The 23,108-nt window shown below is 66.5% G+C and carries 20 protein-coding genes; 6 read left to right on the forward strand and 14 right to left on the reverse strand.

Going from position 1 to position 23,108, the window contains the following annotated elements; all coding sequences use genetic code 11:
* From VA599_RS09830 to VA599_RS09870, 9 genes are all read right to left on the reverse strand, one after another.
* A complete protein-coding gene (locus VA599_RS09830; protein ID WP_158677573.1) occupies positions 1-1,851 on the reverse strand; it encodes a methyl-accepting chemotaxis protein in 1,851 nt (616 codons plus the stop codon).
* Between the two features lie 80 nt (positions 1,852-1,931).
* On the reverse strand, positions 1,932-2,501 hold the full coding sequence (locus VA599_RS09835) for a nucleotidyltransferase family protein (RefSeq protein WP_346788429.1): 570 nt from the start codon (positions 2,499-2,501) through the stop codon (positions 1,932-1,934).
* Positions 2,498-3,490, reverse strand: coding sequence for an XdhC family protein (locus tag VA599_RS09840; protein ID WP_346788430.1), 993 nt, complete (start codon positions 3,488-3,490; stop codon positions 2,498-2,500). Before VA599_RS09840 ends, VA599_RS09835 begins: the two co-directional genes overlap by 4 nt.
* 8 nt (positions 3,491-3,498) lie before the next feature.
* Positions 3,499-4,044 (reverse strand): hypothetical protein, encoded by a 546-nt coding sequence (locus VA599_RS09845; protein WP_346788431.1) that lies wholly within the window; start codon positions 4,042-4,044, stop codon positions 3,499-3,501.
* 11 nt (positions 4,045-4,055) lie between these two features.
* Positions 4,056-6,227, reverse strand: coding sequence for a xanthine dehydrogenase family protein molybdopterin-binding subunit (locus tag VA599_RS09850; protein ID WP_346788432.1), 2,172 nt, complete (start codon positions 6,225-6,227; stop codon positions 4,056-4,058).
* A 9-nt stretch (positions 6,228-6,236) separates the two neighbouring features.
* Entirely contained in the window at positions 6,237-6,689 is a 453-nt protein-coding gene (locus VA599_RS09855) for a (2Fe-2S)-binding protein (RefSeq protein ID WP_046158572.1), read from the reverse strand.
* A gap of 146 nt (positions 6,690-6,835) precedes the next feature.
* The gene (locus VA599_RS09860; protein ID WP_346788433.1) at positions 6,836-8,068 is read right to left on the reverse strand and encodes a DUF1615 domain-containing protein; all 1,233 of its coding nucleotides are present in this window, start codon (positions 8,066-8,068) and stop codon (positions 6,836-6,838) included.
* A gap of 65 nt (positions 8,069-8,133) precedes the next feature.
* Positions 8,134-8,844, reverse strand: a complete 711-nt coding sequence (locus tag VA599_RS09865; RefSeq protein WP_346788434.1) for a substrate-binding periplasmic protein — start codon at positions 8,842-8,844, stop codon at positions 8,134-8,136.
* Positions 8,845-8,921: 77 nt separating this feature from the next.
* On the reverse strand, positions 8,922-10,241 hold the full coding sequence (locus VA599_RS09870; RefSeq protein WP_346788435.1) for a sodium-dependent transporter: 1,320 nt from the start codon (positions 10,239-10,241) through the stop codon (positions 8,922-8,924).
* Between the two features lie 616 nt (positions 10,242-10,857).
* Here VA599_RS09870 and VA599_RS09875 point away from each other — a divergent pair.
* Complete coding sequence (locus VA599_RS09875) at positions 10,858-11,337, forward strand: hypothetical protein (protein ID WP_104946675.1); 480 nt, start codon at positions 10,858-10,860, stop codon at positions 11,335-11,337.
* A gap of 315 nt (positions 11,338-11,652) precedes the next feature.
* Complete coding sequence (locus VA599_RS09880; protein WP_346788436.1) at positions 11,653-12,588, forward strand: sensor domain-containing diguanylate cyclase; 936 nt, start codon at positions 11,653-11,655, stop codon at positions 12,586-12,588.
* Between the two features lie 77 nt (positions 12,589-12,665).
* Here the strand turns inward: VA599_RS09880 and mpl are convergent, their stop codons facing one another.
* Entirely contained in the window at positions 12,666-14,036 is a 1,371-nt protein-coding gene (gene mpl, locus VA599_RS09885; RefSeq protein ID WP_104946673.1) for a UDP-N-acetylmuramate:L-alanyl-gamma-D-glutamyl-meso-diaminopimelate ligase, read from the reverse strand.
* A 185-nt stretch (positions 14,037-14,221) separates the two neighbouring features.
* On the opposite strand from mpl, the gene VA599_RS09890 reads away from it, so the two are divergent.
* From VA599_RS09890 to VA599_RS09905, 4 genes are all read left to right on the forward strand, one after another.
* Positions 14,222-15,922, forward strand: a complete 1,701-nt coding sequence (locus tag VA599_RS09890) for a LytS/YhcK type 5TM receptor domain-containing protein (protein ID WP_346788437.1) — start codon at positions 14,222-14,224, stop codon at positions 15,920-15,922.
* Positions 15,916-16,638: a two-component system response regulator BtsR gene (gene btsR, locus VA599_RS09895; protein ID WP_346788438.1), complete on the forward strand. Its 723-nt coding sequence runs from the start codon at positions 15,916-15,918 to the stop codon at positions 16,636-16,638. The genes VA599_RS09890 and btsR overlap by 7 nt, the downstream gene beginning before the upstream one ends.
* Before the next feature lie 84 nt (positions 16,639-16,722).
* Complete coding sequence (locus VA599_RS09900; RefSeq protein WP_346788439.1) at positions 16,723-17,508, forward strand: type 2 periplasmic-binding domain-containing protein; 786 nt, start codon at positions 16,723-16,725, stop codon at positions 17,506-17,508.
* A 231-nt stretch (positions 17,509-17,739) separates the two neighbouring features.
* On the forward strand, positions 17,740-19,548 hold the full coding sequence (locus tag VA599_RS09905) for a carbon starvation CstA family protein (protein ID WP_346788440.1): 1,809 nt from the start codon (positions 17,740-17,742) through the stop codon (positions 19,546-19,548).
* Positions 19,549-19,619: 71 nt separating this feature from the next.
* On the opposite strand, the gene VA599_RS09910 is transcribed toward VA599_RS09905, so the two are convergent.
* From VA599_RS09910 to VA599_RS09925, 4 genes are all read right to left on the reverse strand, one after another.
* Positions 19,620-21,035: a sodium:proton antiporter gene (locus tag VA599_RS09910; RefSeq protein WP_346788441.1), complete on the reverse strand. Its 1,416-nt coding sequence runs from the start codon at positions 21,033-21,035 to the stop codon at positions 19,620-19,622.
* Positions 21,036-21,238: 203 nt separating this feature from the next.
* Positions 21,239-21,628 (reverse strand): lactoylglutathione lyase, encoded by a 390-nt coding sequence (gloA, locus tag VA599_RS09915; RefSeq protein ID WP_046168771.1) that lies wholly within the window; start codon positions 21,626-21,628, stop codon positions 21,239-21,241.
* A gap of 19 nt (positions 21,629-21,647) precedes the next feature.
* The gene (locus tag VA599_RS09920; protein ID WP_346788442.1) at positions 21,648-22,358 is read right to left on the reverse strand and encodes a M48 family metallopeptidase; all 711 of its coding nucleotides are present in this window, start codon (positions 22,356-22,358) and stop codon (positions 21,648-21,650) included.
* Positions 22,318-23,094, reverse strand: coding sequence for a lysophospholipid acyltransferase family protein (locus tag VA599_RS09925; protein WP_346788443.1), 777 nt, complete (start codon positions 23,092-23,094; stop codon positions 22,318-22,320). Before VA599_RS09925 ends, VA599_RS09920 begins: the two co-directional genes overlap by 41 nt.
* Positions 23,095-23,108: the final 14 nt, after the last annotated feature.

The raw sequence follows: 23,108 nt of genomic DNA on the forward strand, positions 1-23,108 counted from the left end.
TCAATCCGCGGGCCCGGTCCCCTGCTGGAAGTAATGCATCTGCTGGCGCAGGCTGTCGGCGCGCATCGCCACCTCCTGCGCCGCCGCCGACAATTCCTCGCTGGCGGCGGCGTTGTCCTGCGACAGCTGGTTCAACCGCCGCATCGCCTGGTTGATATTGCCCACCCGCTGCGCCTGCGTCGTCGCCTCGCTGGAAATCCCCTTCACCAGCACCAGGGTCTGGCGGCTGGACTCGACGATGTCGCTCAGTTGCTGGCCGGCGTTTTCCGCCAGTTCCACGCTGTCTATCGCCACCTTGCCGATTTCCTTGGCCGCCGTCTGGCTGCGCATCGCCAGCTTGCGCACCTCATCCGCCACCACCGCGAAGCCGCGGCCGTGCTCGCCCGCCCTCGCCGCCTCTATCGCCGCGTTCAGCGCCAGGAGGTTGGTCTGGTAGGCGATGTCGTCGATGATGTCGGTGCGTTTGGCGATCTGGCGCATCGCCGCTATCGTCTGCTGCACCACCCGATTGCCTTCGGCCGCCTGCGCGCTGGCGGTGTCCGCCATGCCACCGGCGTGATTGGCGTCGCCAGCCATGCTGAACATGCTGCAGGCGATGTCGTCGATCGCGCTGCTGCTTTCTTCCGCGTCGGACGAGGTGCGCGCCGCGCCCTGCGACAGGCCCTGCGACGCGGAATTCAGCTCGGTGGACGCGTTGGCCACCGCGTCGGCGTCCTCCTTCACTTGCAGGATCACGCCGGACAGCCGCTCACCCATCTGGCGGATGTGGGCGGCCAGGCTGTGGTCGTCGCCGCGCCGCAGCGGCAGGAAGAAGTCCAGCCGGCCGGCGGACAGCTCGCGCATGCCCCGCGCCACCTCGTCCGGCTCCGCGCCCAAGGTGCGGATGATATTGCGGCCCACCAGCACAGCCAGGCCGATCGGCAACAGCAGCAGCAACAGGCCCAGCAGCACCAGGTAGCCGTACACCCGCGCGCTGCTCGCCTGCGCGTCCAGCTGTCCGCGGATCTGCTGCAACAGCTGGCCCTGCAACTGGTACAACTCCGCCACCCGCAGGCCGGCGACGCGGAACCATTCGTCCGGCGTCTCGCTCTGCATCGCGCCGGCGCCGCGCGCCAACACCGCGTCGCGGGCCGACTCGAACTGCCGGCTGCGGTCCATCGCCGCCCGCAGCGCGGCCTCGTCGCCGCCGTATTGCCGGTATTGCGAGCGGCACAGCTCTTCCTGCGACTCCACGCCGCTGACCAGCCGGAAATTGGTGATGCTGAAGCTGCCCACGGTCAGCACACCGGTCACCAGCCCGCGGGTGCGGCTGGTGAATTCCTTCTGGCAATTCACCGCCGACCACTGCAACAGCAGGGCTTGCACCTCGGGCGTCTGGGCATTGAACAGGGTGATGATGCCGGACAATTGCTCGATCATGTCCGAATAGCGGTTGAACTCCGGCGCGGGCGAGATGTGGCGGGCGTCGATGTCTCGGCGCAGCTGGTCCAGATCATTCTGCGTCGGCACGCTGTGGCCCAGATAGGCTCGCAGGCCGTCGGACAGCTCGTCCTGCGGCTGGGCCCGCAGCCTCTGCAGCACGATATCGGCCGCCGCGCGCGCCCGGACCAGCTCGGCAGGCAACGCCTGATGGCGGTTGAGATAGCCATAGCCCAGCCCGCGCTCGACCTGCAGCTGCTGAATCAGCTCTCCCACCATCTCGATATTGGCGCTCAGCACCTGATCGCGATCCAGCACCTGCAGCAACTGGCGCTGATGCCAGGCGTAGCCTATCGCCACGCAGGACAGGGCCAGCACCAGCGGCGCGATCAGCAGCACCAGTTTGTGGGCAACCGTGAAGCGAACCCGCATATCCGTCATCCACCCCGAGCCGGAACACTTCTCACTATAGGAGAGGCCGGCCGCTAAGCGTAAATACCAGGGTTCGCGGTTCAGACCAGCTTCGTCAGGTCCTCCGGCTGATCGATGTCCAGCAGCACGCCCGGATCGTCCAGCTCCAGCCTCAGGGCCCCATTCCAGTCCAGGATGTCGCGCGCGCCGGCATCGCCCCGCAAATCGAGCAATCCGGGCAAGCAGTCCGCCGGCAGCCCGCGAGGATGGCCCGCCCGCCCCTGATAGCAGGGCAGCACCAGTTGGCCGTGCGCCAGCGCCGCCGCCACCTGGCTGACGGTGTGCGGCCGCACCCCCGGCATGTCCGCCAACCCCAGCACCAGGCCGCGGCAGTCCGGCAGGCCCAAGGCCCAGGCGGCGGCGCAGGCCAGCGAATGTCCGATGCCGCCGCGGTTGAGCCGGCAGGCCAGCGGCTGCAGGCCCAGCCGGCCGCACAGCTCCAGCCCGAAGGCGTCGTCTTCCGGCAGCACCAGCGCCAACGGCCCGAGCCGGCCGATAAACGCCGCGGCGCTGGCCTCCAGCAACGTGCGGCCGTCCGGCAGCCGCGCCTGCCGCTTGTCGGCGCCGAAGCGGCGCGCCTGGCCCGCCGCCAGCAGCGCGCCCGCCATCATGTCCGGCAACTCCTTTCCTCGCCATGAGCCCCCTCCCGGTGACAAGCGCTGCGGCTGGCGATCAGATCGGCGGCGATGGAAACCGCGATCTCGGCCGGCGTGCGCGAGCCTATCGCCAGCCCCACCGGTCCGTGTAGCCTGTCCAGCTCTGCCGGCGTCAGGCCGAAGTGCTCGGCCAGCCTCGCCTTTCGTTTCATGGTAGTGGTAGCGGAGCCCAGCGCGCCGACATAATGGCAGGGCAGCTTGAGCGCCTCCATCAGCGCCAGGTCATCCAGCTTGGGGTCGTGCGTCACCGCCACCACTGCGGTGCGTTCGTCGCAGCCGAAAGCCAGCACCAGATCGTCCGGCATCTCGGCCGACAGCGCGACGCCGCCCAGCTCCCAGCCCGCCGCGTATTCCTCGCGCGGCTCGCACACCGTCACCGCGTAGTCCAGCGTCAGCGCGACCTGCGCCAGATAGCGGCCCAGCTCGGCGCCGCCGATGATCAACAGCCGCCAGCGCGGGCCGTGCAGCACGGAAAATCCCGTCTCGTCCTCGGCGAAAGCGTCCGCCGGCCCTTCATTCAGCAGATAAGCCGCGCCATCCTGGTAGTCGACCCGCCGCCACAGGCAGCGGCGCTGCCGCACCGCGGCTAGCAGCGCCTCCAGCTGCGCCAGGTCCGGCATCGTTTCCACCGCCACCCGCAGGCTGTTGCCGCAGGGCAGCCGGTAGCGCTGCCTCTCCTCAACGCTGGCGCCGAAGCTGCGCACCCAGGCTGTACGGCCATCACCAAACACGCCGCCTTCGGCGATCTCCCGCCGCAGATCGTCCTCGACGCAGCCGCCGGACACCGAGCCGCAGATCATGCCGTCGTCGCGTATCGCCGCCAGCGCGCCCGGCGGCCTGGGGCTGGCGCCGTAGGTGCCCAGCACCGTCAGCAGCGCGACGCGGCGGCCCTGCCGCAGCCAATCCAGCGTCTGCGCCAGCACGGTCTCGTCGTTGCCGCGCATCGCCGCGCTCATTTCGGACAGTAGGCGCCAGTGTCGGCCCAGCGCCGCACCGCGTCGTGGAAATCGTTTTGCGACAAGGGCGGCAAGGTGCGCCGCCCGCCCGGGCGCCAAGCCCACTGCACCAGCGGGTCAGTCGTCATGTGGGCGACCAGCGCGGGAACGTCGCGGTTGCCGTTGCGCGACTTGTCCACCAGCCGGCGGCACATCTGGCCGGCGCTCAGCCCTTCCCAGCCCATGCTCAGCGGCGCCAGGTGCCAGTTGGGCGCGCCCGGCACCGCGCCGTCGGCCGAGTTGGCCGTCTGATGGCAGGCCAGGCACATCAGCGACGGATGGCCCATGTCCGCCGGTCCGCGCTTGATCATCTGCTGGTGCGGATGGCGGTCGTCGCCCTGGCGCGGAAAATCGGTGACGGTGTGGCAGTTCAGGCAACGCGGCGATTGCAGCACCCTGGCCACATCGCCGAAGGCCTGCCGTGATGCGGCCGGGTCTCCCGCCGCCCACGCGGCCGGCAGACAGCCGGCCAGCGCCCAGCACAAGACTATCGAGATTTTCATGTCCGCCTCCCTCACACCATCTGGTAGCCGTGCCGGCTCAACGGCAGCTCGCGCCGCCTTTGGCCGGAAGCCGCGTGGATGGCGTTGGCCAGCGCCGGCGCGACCACCGGCACCGCCGGCTCGCCGGTACCGCCCGGCGCTTCCTCGCTGGCGACGATGGAAACATCCACCTTGGGCGCCTGGAACATCCTGACGATGGGGTAACCGTCGAAATTCTTCTGTTCCACCTCGCCGTCCTTGAAGGTGATCTCGCCGAACAGCGCCGCCGACAGGCCGAACATGATGCCGCCCTCCATCTGCGCCGCCACCTGGTCCGGATTGACCACCACGCCGCAATCCACCGCGCACCAGACATGCACCACCTTCAACTCCTTGCCCTTGACCGACACCTCCACCACCTGGGCGACATGGCTGCCGAACGAGGTGTGCACCGCCGCCCCCAGGCCATGTCCCTTGGGCAGCTTGCGGCCCCAGCCGGCCATACGCGCCGCCTCGCGCAGCACGGCCTGCTCGCGCGGCGCCTTGCCCATCAAGGCCAGCCGATAAGCCACCGGGTCCTGGCGCGCCAGCCGCGCCAGTTCGTCGATATAGCTTTCCTTGGAGAAGGCGCTGTGGGAATGGCCGACCGAGCGCCACCACAGCACCGGCAGCGGGATCTCCGGGGTGTGCAGGTCCAGCGAGACCGCCGGCAGTGCGTAGGGCATGTCGTCGGTGCCTTCCACCGACACCGCGTCGATGCCGTTCTTGATCATCATCGGCGCGAACGGCGTGCCGGCGATGATGGACTGGCCGACTCCAGTCTGCAGCCAAGCCGCCGGACGGCCAGAAGCGTCAATGCCGCCGCGCACGCGGTCCAGCCACATCGGCCGGTAGTAGGCGCCGGCCAAATCGTCGTCGCGGGTCCACATCAACCGGATGGGCAGGCCCTGGCCGTGATGCTTGGCCACCTCCATCGCCTCCTTCAGCCAGTCGGACCCCACCGGCACCGCGCGCCGGCCGAAACCGCCGCCCAGCAAGGTGGTGTGCAGCGTGACCTGCTCCGGCTTCAGTCCCGACATCGAAGCCGCCATCCCGGCGTCTATCGTCTGCGACTGGGTGCCGCTCCAGATCTCGCAGCTGCCGGGCTTCAGCCAGACCACGCAATTGAGCGGCTCCATCGGCGAATGCGACAGGTACGGCACTTCGTACCAGGCCTCCAGCTTCTTGGCCGCGCCGGCCAACGCCGCTTGGGCGTCGCCCTCGCTTCGATAGACCTGCCCAGGCTTGGCCGCGCGAGCGCGGTAGTCGGCCCGCTGCCGGGCCGAATCCAGCTCGGCGTTGGCGCCGCGGTCCCATTCCACCTCCAGCAGGTCGCGCGCCTTCTTCGCCGGCCAGAAGCCGTCAGCCAGCACGGCGACGCCGTTGCCGATCGCGAACACGTCCTTGACGCCGGGCACCGCCCTGGCCGCGTCGGCATTGAAACCCTTTGGCTTGCCGCCGTAGCTGGGGCAGCGCTTGACCAGCGCCGTCAGCATGCCGGGCAGGCGGACATCCATCGCGAACTGCGCGCGGCCGTCTAGCTTCTCGTCGCCGTCCACCCGGTGCACGCGGGTGCCCAGCAGCTTCCAGCGGTGGCGCGGCTTCAGCTCCACCGTGTCCGGCACCGGCAGCTTGCCGGCGGCCTCGGTCAGCTCGCCGTACCCCAGGCTGGCGCCATTGGCGTTGTTGAACACCCGGCTGTTTTCGGCGCGGCATTGCGAGACCGGCACGCGCCAGCGCCGCGCCGCGGCCGATATCAGCATATCGCGCGCGGCGGCGCCTATCTTGCGGTACTGGTCATAGCTGGACAGCGTGCTGGTGCTGCCGCCGGTGATCTGGATATGGAAGGCGGTATGGACGTAGATCGGCGCCGCCGGCGCCGACACCACCTTGATCCGGTTCCAATCGCACTCCAGTTCCTCGGCGATCAGCATCGCCAGCGAGGTGTAGATGCCCTGCCCCATTTCCGACTTGTTGCTGACGATGGTGACGCCGCCGTCCTTTTCGATGCGGACGAAGGCGTTGGGAGAGGGAATGGCGTTCTTGGCCTCGGCGGCCTCGGCCCTGCGCCCGCCCTCGCTCAGGACGAAGCCCAGGCACAGCGCGCCGCCGACCGCGCCGCTCATTTTCAGGAAACTGCGGCGGGATACTCCGATGGTTGTCATCCGGGCCTCCTACAGCAGCTTGGCGGCGGCGTGGATGGCCGCGCGTATGCGGGGATAGGTGCCGCAGCGGCAGAGGTTGCCGCTCATCGCCAGATCGATGTCCTGATCGGAAGGATGGGGGTTGGCGCTGAGCAAGGCGGTGGCGGCCAACACCTGGCCGCTCTGGCAGAAGCCGCATTGCACCACGTCCAGCTCATGCCAGGCCTGCTTGACCGCCTGGCCCACCTTGTCGGCGTTGCCTTCCACAGTGGTGATGCTGTCGTCCGCCGCCAGCGTGGAGATCGGCGTCACGCAAGAGCGGATCGGCAGACCGTTCTTCAACACCGTACAGGCGCCGCACAAGGCCGCGCCGCAGCCGAACTTGGTTCCGGTCAGGCCCAGTTCGTCGCGCAATGCCCACAGAATGGGCGTGTCCGGAGAGGAGTTAAGCTCCACCTCCTTGCCGTTGATGGAAACCTTCATGCCTTGCCTCCCGAGCCGAGAAACAGAAGACGACGGCCATGCGATGGCCGCCGTCCGGATGCGAACCGGCGCCGGGCGGAATCCCGCCGCGGCGCCGCTGCAATCACTATAGGCGCTATCGGTTCAGACTCAAGCCGGCGGGCCGCTCAGCCTCCCCGTTGCAGGCAGCGCTGGTAGCGGCCGTCGACGCGGCGCGCGAACCACTCGGTGGTGAGCTTGTGGGTGAATTTGGGGCTGACCAGCACGATCTGCGGGATGATTTCGCGCGGTGCCTTGGGGCCGGCCAGCGCGAACACCTTCTGGTACAGCGGGCTCTGGCCGAAGCCGGACAGCTTTTCCAGCCGCAGGTCGCGCATCATATCGGCGTCGCTGATGCCCAGCCGGCCGGCGATGGACTGCAGCGCGCGCTGGGTATCGCTGGTTTCGCCGGACAGCACGCGGTTCATCTTGTCGCTGTAGAGCATGATGTCGCCGTCCAGCGCCAGCTTGCGGCCGGACAGGCGAGCCACCGCCTGCTGAAAGGCGGCATTGCGGCTGGCGTAGCGGCCGGCGTTGTAGTCGGCGAAGCGGTACACCATCTCGTGGTACGGCGCCGGATACTGCAGCAGGATGGCGGTGCCGAAGTAGACGCTGCCGCGGCGGCCGAACACTTCGTCGCGCAGGCTGGAATAACTATACGGGTACGGCCAGGCGCGGATGTGGGTTTCGGCGAAGGCCACGCTGACCTGCATCGGCCCGCCGTCGCGGATCGGATTTTTATGCTCAAAAATGGTCTGGCCGAACGGCAGCTCGCGCACCATGTCCTCGTACAACGCGTTCATCTCGCGCTTGGTGCGCAAGGCGTCGACGCGCTGCTTGAAGGTGCGGCCGTCCGGTGATTTCTTGCTCATCGCCGCGTCGACGACGAACTGCGGAATCAGGTATTTCTGCCGGCGCTGCTCTATCTCGCCCCAAACGATCTTGGACAAGCCGGGCACCGCCGGGTCCGGACTGAAGCCGGACTCCTGCTCCGCCACCGCCAGCACTGCGCAGAAGAACTGCGGCGTGTATGGAATCTTCAGATGGCTGAACGCGCCCATCACGTCGTTGCTCCAGCCCTTGCGATCCGGGATGCCGGGCGGCAGCAGCCGGTCCAGCAAGGCGCGGCCCTGGCTGTCGGAAATGGCGGCCGGCGGCTGCACCGGCCGCGCGACCGGACGAGACGGCAGCGCGGCGGCCGGCGCGGAGGCCGGCTGAGACGGGGCCGGCACGTCGACGGCGGGCGCAGAGGCGGACATATCCGGCGCGACGATGGGGGCCGGCGCGGAGGCCGGATTGGGGGGCGTGGCGCAGGCGGCGACAAGCAGACTGCCTGCCAGCAGGGTCAGACGGGCTTTCAACGGTGTCTCGCAAACGGGCAAAACGGCAGTGTAGCCCAGCGCGGGCCCATTTGGCATGTCCGCCGTCAACGCAGATCGAAACGGGCCATGCTGCCGTCGGCGCGCATCGAAGCGATGGCGCGGTCCAGCCGGGCGATCAGCGCGTCGTCGACCTGCCGGTTGCAGGCGAAGGACACCTCCAGCGTATCCATCACCCAGGCTACCCGGGGCGGCGGCATTTGCAGACGCTTCGCCAACGACGACACGCCGACGTCCAGCATCGCCCACAAGTCCAGCCGGCCCAGCCGCAGCTTCTCCAGCCCGCTCAGATAATCGGCGCTCTCCTCCACCGCCAAACCCTGCTCTTTCAGCCGCGCCGCCGCCATGGTGCCGCGCATCGCGCCCACCCGCAGCGGTTGCGCCTGCTCCAGGCCGCCCAGCTGACGGCCATCGTCCGCTCTGGCCAGCAAAACCAGGCGCATGTGCAGCAGCGGCGCGGTCCATTTGTACTTCGCCTGCAATTCGGGCAAGCGCCCAACGGGAAAGCAGGCATCGGCCTGCTGTTCCACCATCAGGCGGGCGCGCGCCTGGGGATAGGCCTCGAAGCGCAGCGCCACGCCAGCCCTACGCCCCACTTCCTTCATCAGGTCGACGCCGGTGCCCCGCATGGACGCGCCATCCGGCGCCAGCTCGATGACGCCGGGAATCTGCGTCAGCAGCATGCGCAGGGTTTCCGCCTGCGCGCCCCCCGCCTGCAACGCGCCCAACAAGGCCGCCGCCGCTCGCCATCCAGACATCGCCTCTCCAGACCATCTTGCTGTCTGAACCATAGCAAAACGGGGAGCCATCGCTCCCCGTCTTCACATGCCAGCAATCAGATGCCGGCCACCATGATCCAGCCTATCAGCAGCGGCGCCAGCGCCATGCAGAAGCCGCGCATGCAGCGCATCACCCGCGGCGAGCGGCCCGACGACAGCTCGGCCTTCACCACCGGCCAGGCTTTCCAGCCGACGAACAGCGCCAGCAGCAATTCGCCCGCCGGCATCAGCAGCTTGGAGGTGACGAAGTCCAGCAGGTCGAAGAAATTCATGCCGCCCAGCTGGTAATCGCCCCACACGCCCAGCGACAGCGAAGCCGGGATGCCCAGCAGGAAGGTGCCGGCGGCCATCAGGATGGCGGCGGCGCGGCGCGACAGGCGCAGCTCGTCGATGGCGAAGCTGGTCACCACCTCCAGCAGCGAAACGGAAGACGTCAGCGCCGCCAGCAGCAGCAAGCAGAAGAACATCACCGCGAACAACTGCCCCAGCGGCAGGTGGGCGAACACCGCCGGCATGGTGATGAAGGTGAGGCCGGGGCCGGCGGACGGATCGAAGCCGAAGGCGAACACCGCCGGCAGCACCATCAGGCCGGCCAGGAAGCAGGTGGCCACGGTCAGCGCGATCACCCACAGCGCCGAGCTCACCAGCTTGGATTCGCGGCCGACGTAGGAGCCGTAGGTGATCATGATGCCCAGGCCCAGCGACAGCGAGAAGAAGGCCAGGCCCAGCGCGTCCACCAGCATCGCCGCGCTCACCTTGGAGAAATCGGGCGCGACGAAGTAGCTGACGCCCTCCAGCGCGCCCGGCAGCGTCAGCCCGCGCGCGATCAGCACCAGCATCAGCACGAACAGCGCCGGCATCAGGAATTTCGACAGCGCCTCAATGCCCTTCTGCACGCCGCCAACCACCACCCCCAGCGTCAGCAGCGCGAAACCGCCGTGATACAGCACCGGCTGCACCGGATCGCTGATGAAACCGGTGAAAATCGCGCCCAATGCCTTGGGATCGGAGGTCATGATGCTGCCCTGCAGCGACTTGACGATGTAGGCGACGGTCCAGCCGCCCACCACGCTGTAGAACGACAGAATGAGGAAGCACACCAGCACGCCCATATAGCCGATCACCGGCCAGAAGCCGCCCGCCAGCTTGCGGAAAGCGCCGACTGCGCCGGCGCTGGTGGCGCGTCCCAACGCCATCTCAGACACCATCAGCGCCAGGCCCAGCGTCAGGCAGATGCCGAGATAAATGAACAAAAACGCGCCGCCGCCATTGGTGGCGGCCACGTAGGGGAACTTCCAGATAGCGCCCAGCCCGATGGCCGAGCCGGCTGCCGCGAGAATGAAACCGAGGCGCGAGCCCCATTGAGATCTAGCCATGTCCTGTAAATCTTTGTCGTGTAATAGGTTTTATGTGTGCCGCCACGCGCGCTCAGGCACGCGCAATCGCCCCGCCGAAACGGAGCCGGTCTAACGTGCACGGGAAGCGCGCGATGCTGCGGCGTCGCCGAACGTCCGTGTCTGCCGATGCGGCAAACCGCGGAGTCGAGATGTCCGTCGCGCGCATTGCGGGCCGCTGGAGCGAGCCGCGCCGCCTGCGCGGCGGAACCGGGGGAGGAAGCCGTCTGCTGAACGGTTGCTACTGGCGCTCCGGGGTGGTGGAGCCTGCCAGTCCTCGCGATGCATCTTGAAGATGCGTTTCAGAATGTAACACGATTGCGAGCAGTCTCTAATTCATGCCAGTGTAAATAGTCGTTTACATGACATTCCGCATATACAGCAATCCCGCCAGCGATCCGCCGACGGCAGCGCCAGACCGCTCGATTTCCGCGTTGTCACCCGCCTCCAACTGCGCCAATCCGCCCGCTTAACACTTTCTTCACCATTGCAAAACAAACACATCACTTTTATTGCAATTGAAACATACACCTTATTCATCATCACTAGAATGACTCTCGCATTAAAACAATGTCATTAAAACTACAAGGGTCATGAAATGAAGAAACTTGCTTTGGCCGCCTGCCTGCTGGGCGCTTCCTTCGCCGCGCTGGCGGACGCCAAATCCGATTGCCGCGCCGCCGCCGGCAGCTACCTGACCGGCACCGTGGTGAGCGGGCCGACTTTCGCCTCCGGCCAATCGCTCAAAGGCGTCGAGCTGTCGCACACCCACGTCCGCCTGCGCGCCGACCAGGACGGCCGCACCTACGACGTGGCGATGGACAATGTCTACGCCTACGGCTACGACTATGCCGGCGAAGACGTTCCCTCTCCGCTGAACACCATCCAGCAGGGCGACCGCCTGCAGCTGTGCGGCCAGCTGTACACCAGCGGCGTCGGCATCCACTGGGTGCACCCCAACTGCGGCGCGCAGCCGACCAGCCGGCAGCCCAACGGCTGGGTGAAGAAGATCTACAACGACGGCACGGTCAGCGACAACTACGAAGCGAACACCGAATACTGTCAACTGTGGCAATAAGCTCTCATCGCCATGAAAAAGCGCGCTCTCGGGCGCGCTTTTTCATGGTTCAGCCGCTTGCCAGACCGGGCAGGCCGACCGGTTCTCCCATGCGCGCAAAACGATGCGCCGCCGATTCCGCCCGATCCCGGCGAAAAGCCCGCCCAGCCTGGAACACAGATATCTAATTGAAAATTAAGCAGTTAATCTTCATCAAACAACGTGAAAATGGCGAAAACTATGAATAAACTAAGTAGAAGAACGTAGTGTGCTGCGACGCCTCCCCCAGGTGCCCGAGCCGCGTCATTACCTTCGGCAGCCACGGGAGACGGAGAGATGGTTACATTGCAGGCATTCCAGCCATTGATAGACACGGTGCAAGGCAGCCTGCTGCTGGCCTCGCCCGAGGATGGCCGCATCTACTGCGCCAACCAGCTGGCCTGCATCCTGCTCGCCAGCCCCCACAGCGATCTGCTCAAGTCGTCGGTCTACGATTTCCTGCCCGACAAGACCGAGGCCTACAACATCAGCCGCGAACTGGCCGGCAACAACATGATCTACAACCGCGGCATGCAACTGAGCACCGGCGGCGGACGGCTGTTCGACGTCCAGCTGTCGGCGCGGCGCATCCTGCTGGACCAGGTGCCGCTGCTGGTGATCAGTTTTTCCGACCGCACCGAGGCCAAGGTGCTGGGGCAGCTGCTGGATTTCGAGCGCCAGCTGGTGGAGCGCTCGCTCAGCATCGTCAAGACGCTGAAGGAGGAAGGCCGGCAGAGCGAAGACGAGGACAAGCTGACCGGCGTGGTGGGCATGCACAGGCTGATGTCCAGCGCCCACGCCGAAACCAGCCGCGCCAAGCGTTACGGCGGCAATCTGTCCAGCCTGGCGCTGGAGCTGGTCAACATTCCCGAGATGGTGCCGCGCGAGGATGACGGCTCCGCCTACAGCCATCTGATCCGGCTGGCGGGCAGCCTATGCCTGCAAAGCAGCCGCGACAGCGACCTGGTGGCGCGCCGCAGCGCCAACACCTTCGTCATCCTGCTGCCGCAGACGCCGATCGGCGGCGCCCATGAGATGGGACGGCGCCTGATCAAGTCGCTGCGCCAGCTCACCTTCCTGTACCAGGGCGCCGAAAACCAGGCGGCCGCCTGCATCGGCATCAGCACGTTGCGGCCGGAGGAAACCAGCCCCGCGCCGATGCTGGAGCGGCTCGAAGATGCGTTGGCCAAAGCCCGCGCGGGTGGCGCCAATTACATCATCGAACTGCCCTGATCCCGCAAGCCGGCACAGGCGCTTAATCTAGCGCCCGGAGCCTGGAGCCGCGCTCGCGGCATCCCCCGCTCGGCGGCTCAGGCCAGCCTGTCCAGCAGCTTCTGGTGGATGCCGCCGAAGCCGCCGTTGCTCATCACCAGCACATGGTCGCCCGGCTTGGCCTCGGCGGCGATGGCGTCGATCAGCGCGTCGAAATCGCCGAAGGTCTGCGCCTTGGCGCCCATGACTTGCAGCGCTTCGCCCGGATTCCAGTTCAGCCCCGCCGCCGAGCAGAACACCCGGTCGGCCAATTCCAGCGAGCCCGGCAACGCGTCCTTCATCGTGCCCAGCTTCATGGTGTTGGAGCGCGGCTCCAGCACCGCCAGGATGCGCGCGCCGCCCACCTTGCGGCGCAGCCCCTCCAGCGTGGTGGCGATGGCGGTCGGATGGTGGGCGAAATCGTCATACACCGTGATGCCGTTCACCGTGCCCTTCACCTCCATCCGGCGCTTGACGTTGGCGAAGCGGGACAGCGCGACTATGGCGTCTTTCACCGCCACGCCGGCGTGGCGGGCGGCGGCGATGGCGGCGATCGCGTTCAGGCGGTTGTGCTCGCCCATCAGCGCCCAGCTCACCGTGCCCTGCATCTCGCCGTTCAGCAGCACATCGAAGCCGCCGTCCTCATGCAGCGCGCCCAGCTGCCAGCCGGCCTCTACGCCGAAGCGCTCCACCGGTGTCCAGCTGCCACGCGCCAGCACGCGGTCCAGACTGGCCTCGCGGCCGTTGCTGACGATGCGGCCGTTGCCCGGGATGGTGCGCACCAGGTGGTGGAACTGGGTTTCAATCGCGGCCAGGTCGGCGAAGATGTCGGCGTGGTCGAACTCCAGATTGTTCAGGATGGCGGTGCGCGGCCGGTAGTGGACGAATTTGGAGCGCTTGTCGAAGAAGGCGGTATCGTACTCGTCGGCCTCGATCACGAAGAAGGGGCTGACGCTGTCCGGATCCAGCGCCGGCTTGCCCGGCAGCCGCGCCGACACGCCGAAGTTCTCCGGAATGCCCCCGATCAGGAAGCCCGGCGCCAGGCCGGCGTCTTCCAGGATCCACGCCAGCATCGAGCTGGTGGTGGTCTTGCCGTGGGTGCCGGCAACCGCCAACACCCACTTGTCCTGCAGCACGTTCTCAGCCAGCCACTGCGGGCCGGAGATGTACGGCAGGCCGCGGTTGAGGATTTCCTCCATCAGCGGCTTGCCGCGCGTCACCACGTTGCCGATCACGTACACGTCCGGGTTCAGATCCGCCTGCTCCGCGCCGAAGCCTTGCACCAGCTCGATGCCCATAGCCTCCAACTGGGTGCTCATCGGCGGATAGACGTTGGCGTCGCAGCCGGTCACCTTGTGGCCGGCTTGTTTGGCGATGGCGGCGATGCCGCCCATGAAGGTACCGCAGATACCCAGGATGTGGATGTGCATATCGTTCAACGCAGCTGAAAACAACGAAACCGCAAGGATACCGGAAAGCAGCCCGCCCCGACACCGCGAGCCGGCCCCCGCCCGCCTCGACGCGCCGCAGGCGCCGTCCGCCCTTGCGCCAGGACAAGGCCGCGGCGGCGATACAGCCATTAAACTGTCCTCATGCAAACCATCCACGCCGCCGAATGCTCGTAGAACTGACCCTGGTGCTGTCGCTGCTGCAGCAGATGTGCGTTTACCTGGTGATCGCTTATCTGCTGTCCAAGACGCCGCTGTTCATCCCGCTGACCCAGATCACGCTGCAACTGCCTCACAAGCTGGTCTGCTATCTGGTGTTTTCGATGTTTTGCATCATGGGCACCTATTTCGGCCTGCACATCCAGGACTCCATCGCCAATACCCGCGCCATCGGCGCGGTGCTGGGCGGCATGCTGGGCGGCCCTTGGGTGGGGTTGGCGGTAGGCTTCACCGGCGGCCTGCATCGCTATTCGCTGGGGGGGCTCACCGCCGGCGCCTGCATGGTGTCGACGATGATGGAGGGCCTGTTGGGCGGCTTGGCGCATCTGTATCTGGTGCGCCGCGGCCTGCGCGCGCGGTTGTTCGATCCTCTGGTCGTGGCGGCGGTGGCCTGCGTCGCCGAGATCGGACAGATGCTGATCCTTCTGGCGCTGGTGCGCCCTTCCGATGCGGCCGAGCGCCTGGTGGCCAGCATCGCGCTGCCGATGATGGCGGCCAACACGCTAGGCGCGGCGATGTTCATGCGCATCCTGCTGGACCGCCGGGTGCTGGCGGAAAAATACTCCACCGCCTTCTCCGGCAAGGCCCTGCAAATCGCCGCCCGAGCCGAAGGCGTGCTGCGACAAGGATTCGACCCGGAAAACAGCATGACGGTGGCGCGCATCCTGTACGAGGAACTGGGCGTCGGCGCGGTGGCCATCACCGATCGCGAGCGGCTGCTGGCCTTCATCGGCATAGGCGCCGACCACCACCTGCCCGGCACGGCCATCACCTCGCCGCATACCCATCGCGCGATCGAGCGCAACGAGGTGGTGTACGCCGACGGCAACGAGACCCCCTACCGCTGCTCGATCAGCGCCCAGTGCCGGCTGGCGTCCTCGCTGGTGATTCCGCTGCGCGGCGAGGACGAGCGGGTGATCGGCACCATCAAGTTGTACGAGCCGCGCAACAAGCTGTTCTCCCGCATCAACCTGACGCTGGGCGAAGGCATCGCCCGGTTGCTGTCCGCCCAGATACTGCAGGGCCAGTACGACCGGCAGAAGCAGTTGCTGGCGCAAACCGAGATCAAGCTGCTGCATGCCCAGGTGAATCCGCACTTCCTGTTCAACGCGCTGAACACCTTGTCGGCGGTGATACGGCGCAACCCGGAACACGCCCGGCAACTGGTTCAATACCTGTCCACCTTCTTCCGCAAAAACCTGAAGCGCTCCGGCGAAACGGCGACGCTGGAAGACGAGATCGAACACGTCAGCGCCTACTTGCGCATCGAGGAAGCCCGCTTCGCCGGCAGGCTGGACGTGGAGATCGCGCTGGATGAGGCCGCCCGCCTGGCTCGGCTGCCGGCGTTCTCGCTTCAGCCCATCGTGGAAAACGCGATCAAGCACGGCACCTCTCAATTGCTGGAAACCGGCCGCATCCGCATCGGGGCGCGTTGCGCGGACGGTCGGCTTTTCGTGACGGTGGAAGACAACGCAGGCCTGTACGCGCCGGCCGGACCCGGCGACGGATTGGGCATGGCGCTGGTGGACCGCCGCATCCGCGCCCGCCACGGACCGGATTACGGCCTGTCGGTGGAATGCCAACCGGAAGCCTACACCCGCGTCACGCTCAGCGTGCCCTGCCCCGCGCCTGGAGAAGCGCCATGCTGAAAACCCTGCTGGTCGACGACGAGCCGCTAGCCCGTGACGAATTGCGCCAGCTGCTGGCGGGACACAGCGATTTCGACATCGTCGGCGAATGCGGCAACGCGATCGAGGCCATCGCCTTCATCCACCGCCAGCCGCCGGACGTGGTGTTCCTGGATATCCGGATGCCGCGGATCAGCGGCCTGGAAATGCTGGCGATGCTGGACCCGGACAAGATGCCGCGCGTGGTGTTCGTCACCGCCTTCGACGATTTCGCGATCCAGGCCTTCGAGGAACACGCCTTCGACTACCTGCTCAAGCCGGTGGACCCGCAACGCCTGGCCAAGACGCTGGCTAGGCTGAGGCGGGAAACCGCGCCGCAGCCGCTGGACATCTTGCGCTGCCTGCCCCCGCTGGAGGTGGTGCCCTGCCACGGCGTCAACCGCATCGTGCTGTTGCCGCTGGCCGAAGTGGAGTACGTGTCCTCGCGCGTCAGCGGCGTGTTCGTCCAGGCCGGCGACGGGCGCGAGCACTTCACCGAACTGACGCTGCGCACCTTCGAGGAGCGCAGCGCGCTGTTCCGCTGCCACCGCCAGCATCTGGTCAACCTGCGCGCCATCCACGAGATCCGCCTGGGCGAGAACGGCGTCGCCGACATCGTCACCCACGCCGGCCGCTCGCTGCCGGTCAGCCGGCGCTTTCTCAAGCCGCTGAAGGAGGCGCTGGGCATTCCCGGCTGACGCCATCCTCCCCCTGTGCTACACCCAAATCAGCAAGCGCCGCTTCATAACAAGGCGCAAGACGAAAAGGATGGATGCCAGGGGATGGCCATATACGCGCCGAAAACGCTTTGCCTGCCGCTGGCCCTATGCGCCGCCCAGGCCCTCGCCTGCAACGGCACCATCACGCCGGAAACCGCCTCTCGGGTGGATGCGCCCGATCTGCGCGGCATCGCGGTATACCTGCCTCAGGTGCTGGAAAACAGCGAGTCCGGCCCCTTCGCCGACTTGCTGAAAACCATCGCCCGCCATTACCCGGAAGGCAGGATCAGTTTCGAAATCAAGCCGGTCAAACGCGTCTACCTCGACACCGACGACCGCGGGGCCGACTTCCGTTTCCCCATCATGAAAGTGCGCGACAACGCCGACGGCGCCACACCCTACCAGTTCTCCCACGAGATGATGGGCAAGGTCACCTTCGTGCTTTATTCCAACCAGGCCAAGCCGCTGCGCAAGATCGACATCCTGCGCACCGCCAATCTCGCGCGGTATGCGGTGGAGGCGCCGCCGGTGAACTGGGGCTTCCCCAGCAAGAGCGTGGTCAATCTGGAGCTGTCGCTGAAGCAGCTGAATCTGGGGCGAATCGACGCCGTGCTGTGGGCGCAGGAGGAAGCCGACTACCTGGTGCGCAAGCACAAGCTCAGCCACATCCATCGCGAGCATTTCGACGATTTCCCCGACGTGCTGTTCATGTCCTGCAATCGCCGCGGCGACTTCGTCAATCAGGCGCTCAGCCGCGCCATCAGGGCGGCCCGCGCCAGCGGCGAGCTGCAGAAGGCCTACTCCAGGGTGCACCTGCCCTATCAGGACTGGCAGCCGCAGAACCGCTAATCCCCCCGCACCCGCTCTTTATCCCACAACTTGCGCTGCCCGCGCCGGCTTGTTTTGGTCCAGGGACTCTTCGCGGTTGGCTCTTCCCGCTGCTCACGGGGTCGTGGCCGCCGCCGCTCGCCCCCGCCACGCCGCCGCTCGCGACGCCAGGCTGCCGCTCGCCCATTTCCCGCGTCGACTCGCTCCTTTTGAAGCGTAAGGTGGAGCCACGATTTCACCGGAGCCTCCAACATGGATCACGCATTGAGTTTTGTGATCGGCACCCTATGCATACTTGCGATCTGCTACCGCCTGTACGGGGTATTCTTCACGCGCAAGGTGCTAGGCGTCGACGATAGCGCCGTCACCCCTTCCCACGAACTGAAGGACGGCAAGGACTACGTGCCCACCAGCAAGTGGGTGGCCTTCGGCGGCCACTTCGCCGCCATCGCCGCAGCCGGCCCGCTGGTGGGCCCGGTGCTGGCTGCCCAGTACGGCTATCTGCCCAGCATGATCTGGCTGCTGATAGGCTGTGTGATCGGCGGCGCGGTGCACGACACCGTGGTGCTGTTCGCGTCGATGAAGCACCACGGCAAGTCGCTGTCCGAAGTGGCCAAGGCCGAGCTCGGCCCGGTGGCCGGCTGGTGCACCGGCCTTGCCATGCTGTTCATCATCACCATCACCATGGCCGGCCTGTCCATGGTGGTGGTGCACGCGCTGGAGCGCAACCCGTGGGGCGCCTTCGCCGTGTTCATGACCATTCCCATCGCCATCGGCGTAGGCCTGTGGGAACGCGTGACCGGCAGCATGAAGAACGCCAGCTACGTCGGCATCGCCGCCATCATGGCCTGCGTGTTCGCCGGCCCTTACATCCAACACACCGCGCTGGGCGAATGGTTGTCGCTGAAGGCGTCCACCGTGTCGCTGCTGCTGCCCATCTACGCCTTCTTCGCCACAGCGCTGCCGGTGTGGATGCTGCTAACCCCGCGCGCCTGCCTGTCCAGCTTCATGAAGATAGGCGTGTTCGGCCTCTTGGTGGCCGGCGTGGTGTTCATCAACCCGCAGATCCAGTTCCCGGCGGTGACCCAGTTCATCCACGGCGGCGGTCCGGTGCTGTCCGGCCCGGTATGGCCGTTCATCTCCATCACCATCGCCTGCGGCGCCATTTCCGGCTTCCACGCCTTCATCGGCTCCGGCACCACGCCCAAACAGATCGACAAGTGGAGCGACATCCTGCCGGTGGGCTTCGGCGCGATGCTGGCCGAATGCGTGGTGGGCGTGATGGCCTTGATCGCCGCCACCGCCTTGCACCCGGCCGATTACTTCGCCATCAACTCCGCGCCGGCCGTGTTCCAGACCCTGGGCATGGACGTGGTCAATCTGCCCAAGCTGTCGCAGGAGATAGGCCTGGACCTGTACGGCCGCACCGGCGGCGCGGTGACGCTGGCGGTGGGCATGGCGGACATCTTCACCCGCATCCCCTGGTTCAGCCATCTGGCGTCCTACTTCTTCCAGTTCATGGTGATGTTCGAAGCGGTGTTCATCCTCACCGCCATCGATTCCGGCACCCGCGTCGCCCGCTACCTGATCCAGGACTTCGTCGGCGACCTGTGGGCGCCGCTGAAGCGCACCGACTGGATGCCTGGCGCGATCGGCGCCTCCGTCGTCGCCTGCGCATTGTGGGGCTATCTGTTGAACTCCGGCGACATCAATTCGGTATGGGCGCTGTTCGGCGTGTCCAACCAGCTGATGGCCTCCATCGGCCTGATCATCGGCGCCACCATCATCCTGCGGCTGTCGCACAATCGCGGCTACATGCTGACCTGCCTGGCGCCGCTCGCCTACCTGTACGTGACCGTCAACTACGCCGGCTACTGGATGGTGAAGAACGTCTATCTGAACCCTGCCGCCAAAGGCTATAACGTGTTCAACGCCGGCATCTCCATCGTAATGCTGGCGCTGGGACTGGTGATCCTGATCTCCGCCTTCCGCCGCTGGAAAGCGCTGCTGGGCCGACCGGCGCCGCAAGCCGGTTTGAAGCCGGCAGCCGCCGAAGCCTGACCCCGATCCTCTCCGACAAAAAAAGCCCATCGCCAATGCGATGGGCTTTTTGCTTGCGGGCCGAGCCTGAATCAGAAGTGGAAGAACACCAACGTCAGCAGCAGGAAGCACGGCAGCAGCACCGCGCCCGACCACAGCATGTAGCCGAAGAAACCCGGCATCTTGACGTGGCGATGCTCGGCGATGGCCTTGACCATGAAGTTGGGCGCGTTGCCGATATAGGTCATCGCCCCCATGAATACCGCGCCCATCGAGATGGCAAGCAAGGTGCTGCCGAACGGCCCCATCAGCTCGGCGGCATCGCCTGACGCCAGGTTGAAGAACACCAGGTAGGTCGGCGCATTGTCCAGGAAGCTGGACAGGATGCCGGTCATCCAGAAATACATGCCGTCCAGCGGCTTGCCGTCCGGACCCGACACCGTCTGCACCAGACCGGCCAGCGCGCCGTGGTCGCCGGCGCGCAGGATGGCGATCACCGGCGCGATGGTGATGAAGATGCCGGCGAACAGCTTGCCCACCTCCAGGATGGGCAGCCAGTTGAACTCGTTGCCGGCGCGCACCTGCTTGGGCGTGATCCACAGCGAAACGAAGGCCAGCAGCAGCAGGGCCAGGTCGCGCAGCAGGTTCTGCAGCTCCAGATGGACGCCTGGCAGCTCGAAGGCGATGCCGGGCTTCCACAGGCCGGACATCAGCACCGCGCCCACCACGCCGCCCAGCAGCCAGAAGTTGCGCTTGCCGTGCAGCTTCAGCGGCTTGTCGTGGCTGGTGTCCACTGGCTTGAGCGTGCCCTCCTTCGCCTCCCTGGCGAACATGTGGCGGTCCAGAAAGTAGAAGATGATCAGCAGCAGCGCTGACAGCAGCAGCACCGGCATCAGCATGTGCTGGAAGGTCCAGCCGAAGGTCACGCCCTTGAGGAAGCCGAGGAACAGCGGCGGATCGCCCAGCGGCGTCAAACCGCCGCCGACATTGGCCACCAGGAAGATGAAGAACACCACCACGTGCACATTGCGCTTGCGGCCCTCGTTGGCGCGCAGCAGCGGCCGGATCAGCAGCATCGCCGCGCCGGTGGTGCCCATGACCGACGCCAGCGCGGTGCCGATGGCCAGGATCAAGGTGTTCAGCCGGGGCGACGCGTGCAGCGAGCCCCAGACCAGGATGCCGCCCGACACCGTGTACAGCGCGAACAGCAGCACGATGAAGGGGATGTATTCGGTGAACAGCGCGTGCAGCAGCAGCGCGCCGGTCTGGCCCAGCCCGAAGGCGGCGGCGAAAGGCAGCAGGAACAGCGCGGTCCAGAGCGCGGTGATCTTGCCGAAATGGTGGTGCCAGATGCCGGGAGCCAGCATCGGAAACAGCGCGATGGACAGCAGGATGCCGGCGAAGGGCACGCCCCAGCCCAGGCTGAGCGTGGCGCCGTCCAGATCGGCGGCGCGGGCGAACGCGGGGAGCAGCAGCCCGCCCGCCAGTGCAATCAGTTTTTTATTCATCAGTCCTTCCCGAACGAGCAGGTGCCCGTGATGCCAAAACGCAGCCGCGGCTGCCGGAACATTCCCGGTTATTATTGGAAGCGGACCGGCTTCCGGGTGCCGGTCCGCCTGGGCGGCCCCTCCCGCCCGTGGCCGGCCGCATGAATGCGGCCGGTGGATTCGGCGGCCTATCCGGAAACGCCCGGACACGCCGCCGGCAGCGCTTAGCGGCTGCCTTTCTGGATGAACTCGATCTTGTAGCCGTCCGGATCCTCGATGAAGGCAATCACGGTGGTGCCGTGCTTCATCGGGCCGGCTTCGCGCGTCACCTTGCCGCCCTTGGCGCGCGCCATGTCACAGGCGGCGTAAGCGTCTTCCACCTCAATGGCGATGTGGCCGTAGCCGCTGCCTAGATCGTAGGACTCGGTATCCCAGTTGTGGGTCAGCTCCAGCACGGTGTGGGCCGCCTCGTCGCCGTAGCCGACGAAGGCCAGCGTGAAGCGTCCTTCCGGAAAATCGTTGCGGCGCAGCAGCTTCATGCCCAGCACTTCCTGGTAGAAAGCGATCGAGCGGTCGAGATTGCCGACGCGCAGCATGGTGTGAAGCATTCTCATGGCGTTTTCCTTTTAAAGATCAGTCTAAGACAAACAAGCCGCCGCCGTGCTGGCGCAGCCAGCGGCGGGCATCGCGCCAGCCCGGGCAGAGACGCTCGGTCTCGGCCCAGAACGCCGGCGAGTGATTCATGTGTTCGAGATGGGCCAGCTCGTGGGCGGTCACGTAGTCGACCACCGCCAGCGGCGCCTGCGCCAGCCGCCAGTTCAGGCGGATGCGGCCATCGGCGCTGCAACTGCCCCAGCGGGTGCGCGCAGACGACAGCAGCAACCCGCTTGGTTTGCGGCGGCAGTGCGCGGCCAGCAGGGAGAGACGGCCGGGAAACAGTGTCGCCGCCTCGCGTTTCAGGAATTTGGCCAGAACGGCTTTCAGCGCGGCGGCGTCGCCGTCGGCGACGCCCGCCACCAGCAACTCTCCGCTCACGCGCCGCGCCGCCTTGCGCGCGCCGCCTGTCAGCCTGATCGTCAGCTGCTCGCCCAACAGCGCCAGACTGCTCAGCTGCTCGCCGGCCTCCAGATGGCTGCGCTGGCGCAACACGTGGCCGACGATCCAGTCGTAGCGCTGCTGCAATACCTGATGCAAGCGCTGTTGACTGACACCCGGCGCGGCGATCAGTTCCACCACCCCGCCGCTGACCTTGATGCCTATGCTCTGGCGCGACCTACGCGTCAGCAGCACGGGCACCTCGCCGTCAGGCAGAGGCAGGCGGTGCCAGACGCTGGCGTTTTTCATCGGGATGGGCGAAGGGGCCGACGCCGCCGATTTCGCGCTGGCGGGCCTCGATCCAGGCCTCGGCCTCGGCCATCATCGCCTCGGGGCCGGTCTCTTCGTCTGAATGGATGGCGGGGCCGATCACCACGGTGATCTCGCCCGGATATTTCAGGAAGGCATTGCGCGGCCAGAATTCGCCGGCGTTATGCGCCACCGGCACCATCGGCATGTCGAACTGCTTGGCCATGCGCGCGGCGCCCAGCTTGTACTTGCCGCCCACGCCCGGCTTGGTGCGGGTGCCTTCGGGGAACACGGTGATCCAGAAACCGTGGCGCTTGCGCTCCAGGCCCTGATCCAGCAGGCGCTGATTGGCGCGGGCGCGGTCGGAGCGGTTGATGATGATGGGGTTCATCAGCACCAGGCCCCAGCCGAACAACGGAATCCAGGTCAGCTCGCGCTTGGCCACATACACCTGCCACGGAAAGATTTTCTGCAGCGCCAGCGTTTCCCAGCCGGACTGGTGCTTGGACGTGATCACCGACGGCGCCGACGGAATGTTCTCCGCGCCGATCACCTTGTATTTCAGGCCGATCACATGCTCAAGCATCCACAGCAGGGTCATCGCCCAGGTCACGCCGAACACGTGGCGGCTGCGGCGCGGCAGCGGCGCGGCCAGCATCAGCAGCAAGAAGAACAGCGGCGTGGCGATGATCAGCACCACCCAATACAGCAAGTTGCGTATCCACAAACCAATCATGCTTTCAGTCTCTG

Source organism: Chromobacterium indicum, from assembly GCF_039708975.1.
GTDB lineage: Bacteria > Pseudomonadota > Gammaproteobacteria > Burkholderiales > Chromobacteriaceae > Chromobacterium > Chromobacterium piscinae.

Bases quoted from the DNA above. Each gene is read 5' to 3' on its own strand.
- VA599_RS09870 (WP_346788435.1), bottom strand. From the start codon at position 10,241: ATGGCTAGATCTCAATGGGGCTCGCGCCTCGGTTTCATTCTCGCGGCA.
- VA599_RS09900 (WP_346788439.1), top strand. From the start codon at position 16,723: ATGGCCATATACGCGCCGAAAACGCTTTGCCTGCCGCTGGCCCTATGC.
- VA599_RS09875 (WP_104946675.1), top strand. From the start codon at position 10,858: ATGAAGAAACTTGCTTTGGCCGCCTGCCTGCTGGGCGCTTCCTTCGCC.
- VA599_RS09865 (WP_346788434.1), bottom strand. From the start codon at position 8,844: ATGTCTGGATGGCGAGCGGCGGCGGCCTTGTTGGGCGCGTTGCAGGCG.
- VA599_RS09880 (WP_346788436.1), top strand. From the start codon at position 11,653: ATGGTTACATTGCAGGCATTCCAGCCATTGATAGACACGGTGCAAGGC.
- VA599_RS09835 (WP_346788429.1), bottom strand. From the start codon at position 2,501: ATGATGGCGGGCGCGCTGCTGGCGGCGGGCCAGGCGCGCCGCTTCGGC.
- VA599_RS09845 (WP_346788431.1), bottom strand. From the start codon at position 4,044: ATGAAAATCTCGATAGTCTTGTGCTGGGCGCTGGCCGGCTGTCTGCCG.
- VA599_RS09830 (WP_158677573.1), bottom strand. From the start codon at position 1,851: ATGCGGGTTCGCTTCACGGTTGCCCACAAACTGGTGCTGCTGATCGCG.
- gloA (WP_046168771.1), bottom strand. From the start codon at position 21,628: ATGAGAATGCTTCACACCATGCTGCGCGTCGGCAATCTCGACCGCTCG.
- VA599_RS09890 (WP_346788437.1), top strand. From the start codon at position 14,222: ATGCTCGTAGAACTGACCCTGGTGCTGTCGCTGCTGCAGCAGATGTGC.
- btsR (WP_346788438.1), top strand. From the start codon at position 15,916: ATGCTGAAAACCCTGCTGGTCGACGACGAGCCGCTAGCCCGTGACGAA.
- mpl (WP_104946673.1), bottom strand. From the start codon at position 14,036: ATGCACATCCACATCCTGGGTATCTGCGGTACCTTCATGGGCGGCATC.
- VA599_RS09855 (WP_046158572.1), bottom strand. From the start codon at position 6,689: ATGAAGGTTTCCATCAACGGCAAGGAGGTGGAGCTTAACTCCTCTCCG.
- VA599_RS09905 (WP_346788440.1), top strand. From the start codon at position 17,740: ATGGATCACGCATTGAGTTTTGTGATCGGCACCCTATGCATACTTGCG.
- VA599_RS09910 (WP_346788441.1), bottom strand. From the start codon at position 21,035: ATGAATAAAAAACTGATTGCACTGGCGGGCGGGCTGCTGCTCCCCGCG.
- VA599_RS09840 (WP_346788430.1), bottom strand. From the start codon at position 3,490: ATGCGCGGCAACGACGAGACCGTGCTGGCGCAGACGCTGGATTGGCTG.
- VA599_RS09925 (WP_346788443.1), bottom strand. From the start codon at position 23,094: ATGATTGGTTTGTGGATACGCAACTTGCTGTATTGGGTGGTGCTGATC.
- VA599_RS09920 (WP_346788442.1), bottom strand. From the start codon at position 22,358: ATGAAAAACGCCAGCGTCTGGCACCGCCTGCCTCTGCCTGACGGCGAG.
- VA599_RS09850 (WP_346788432.1), bottom strand. From the start codon at position 6,227: ATGACAACCATCGGAGTATCCCGCCGCAGTTTCCTGAAAATGAGCGGC.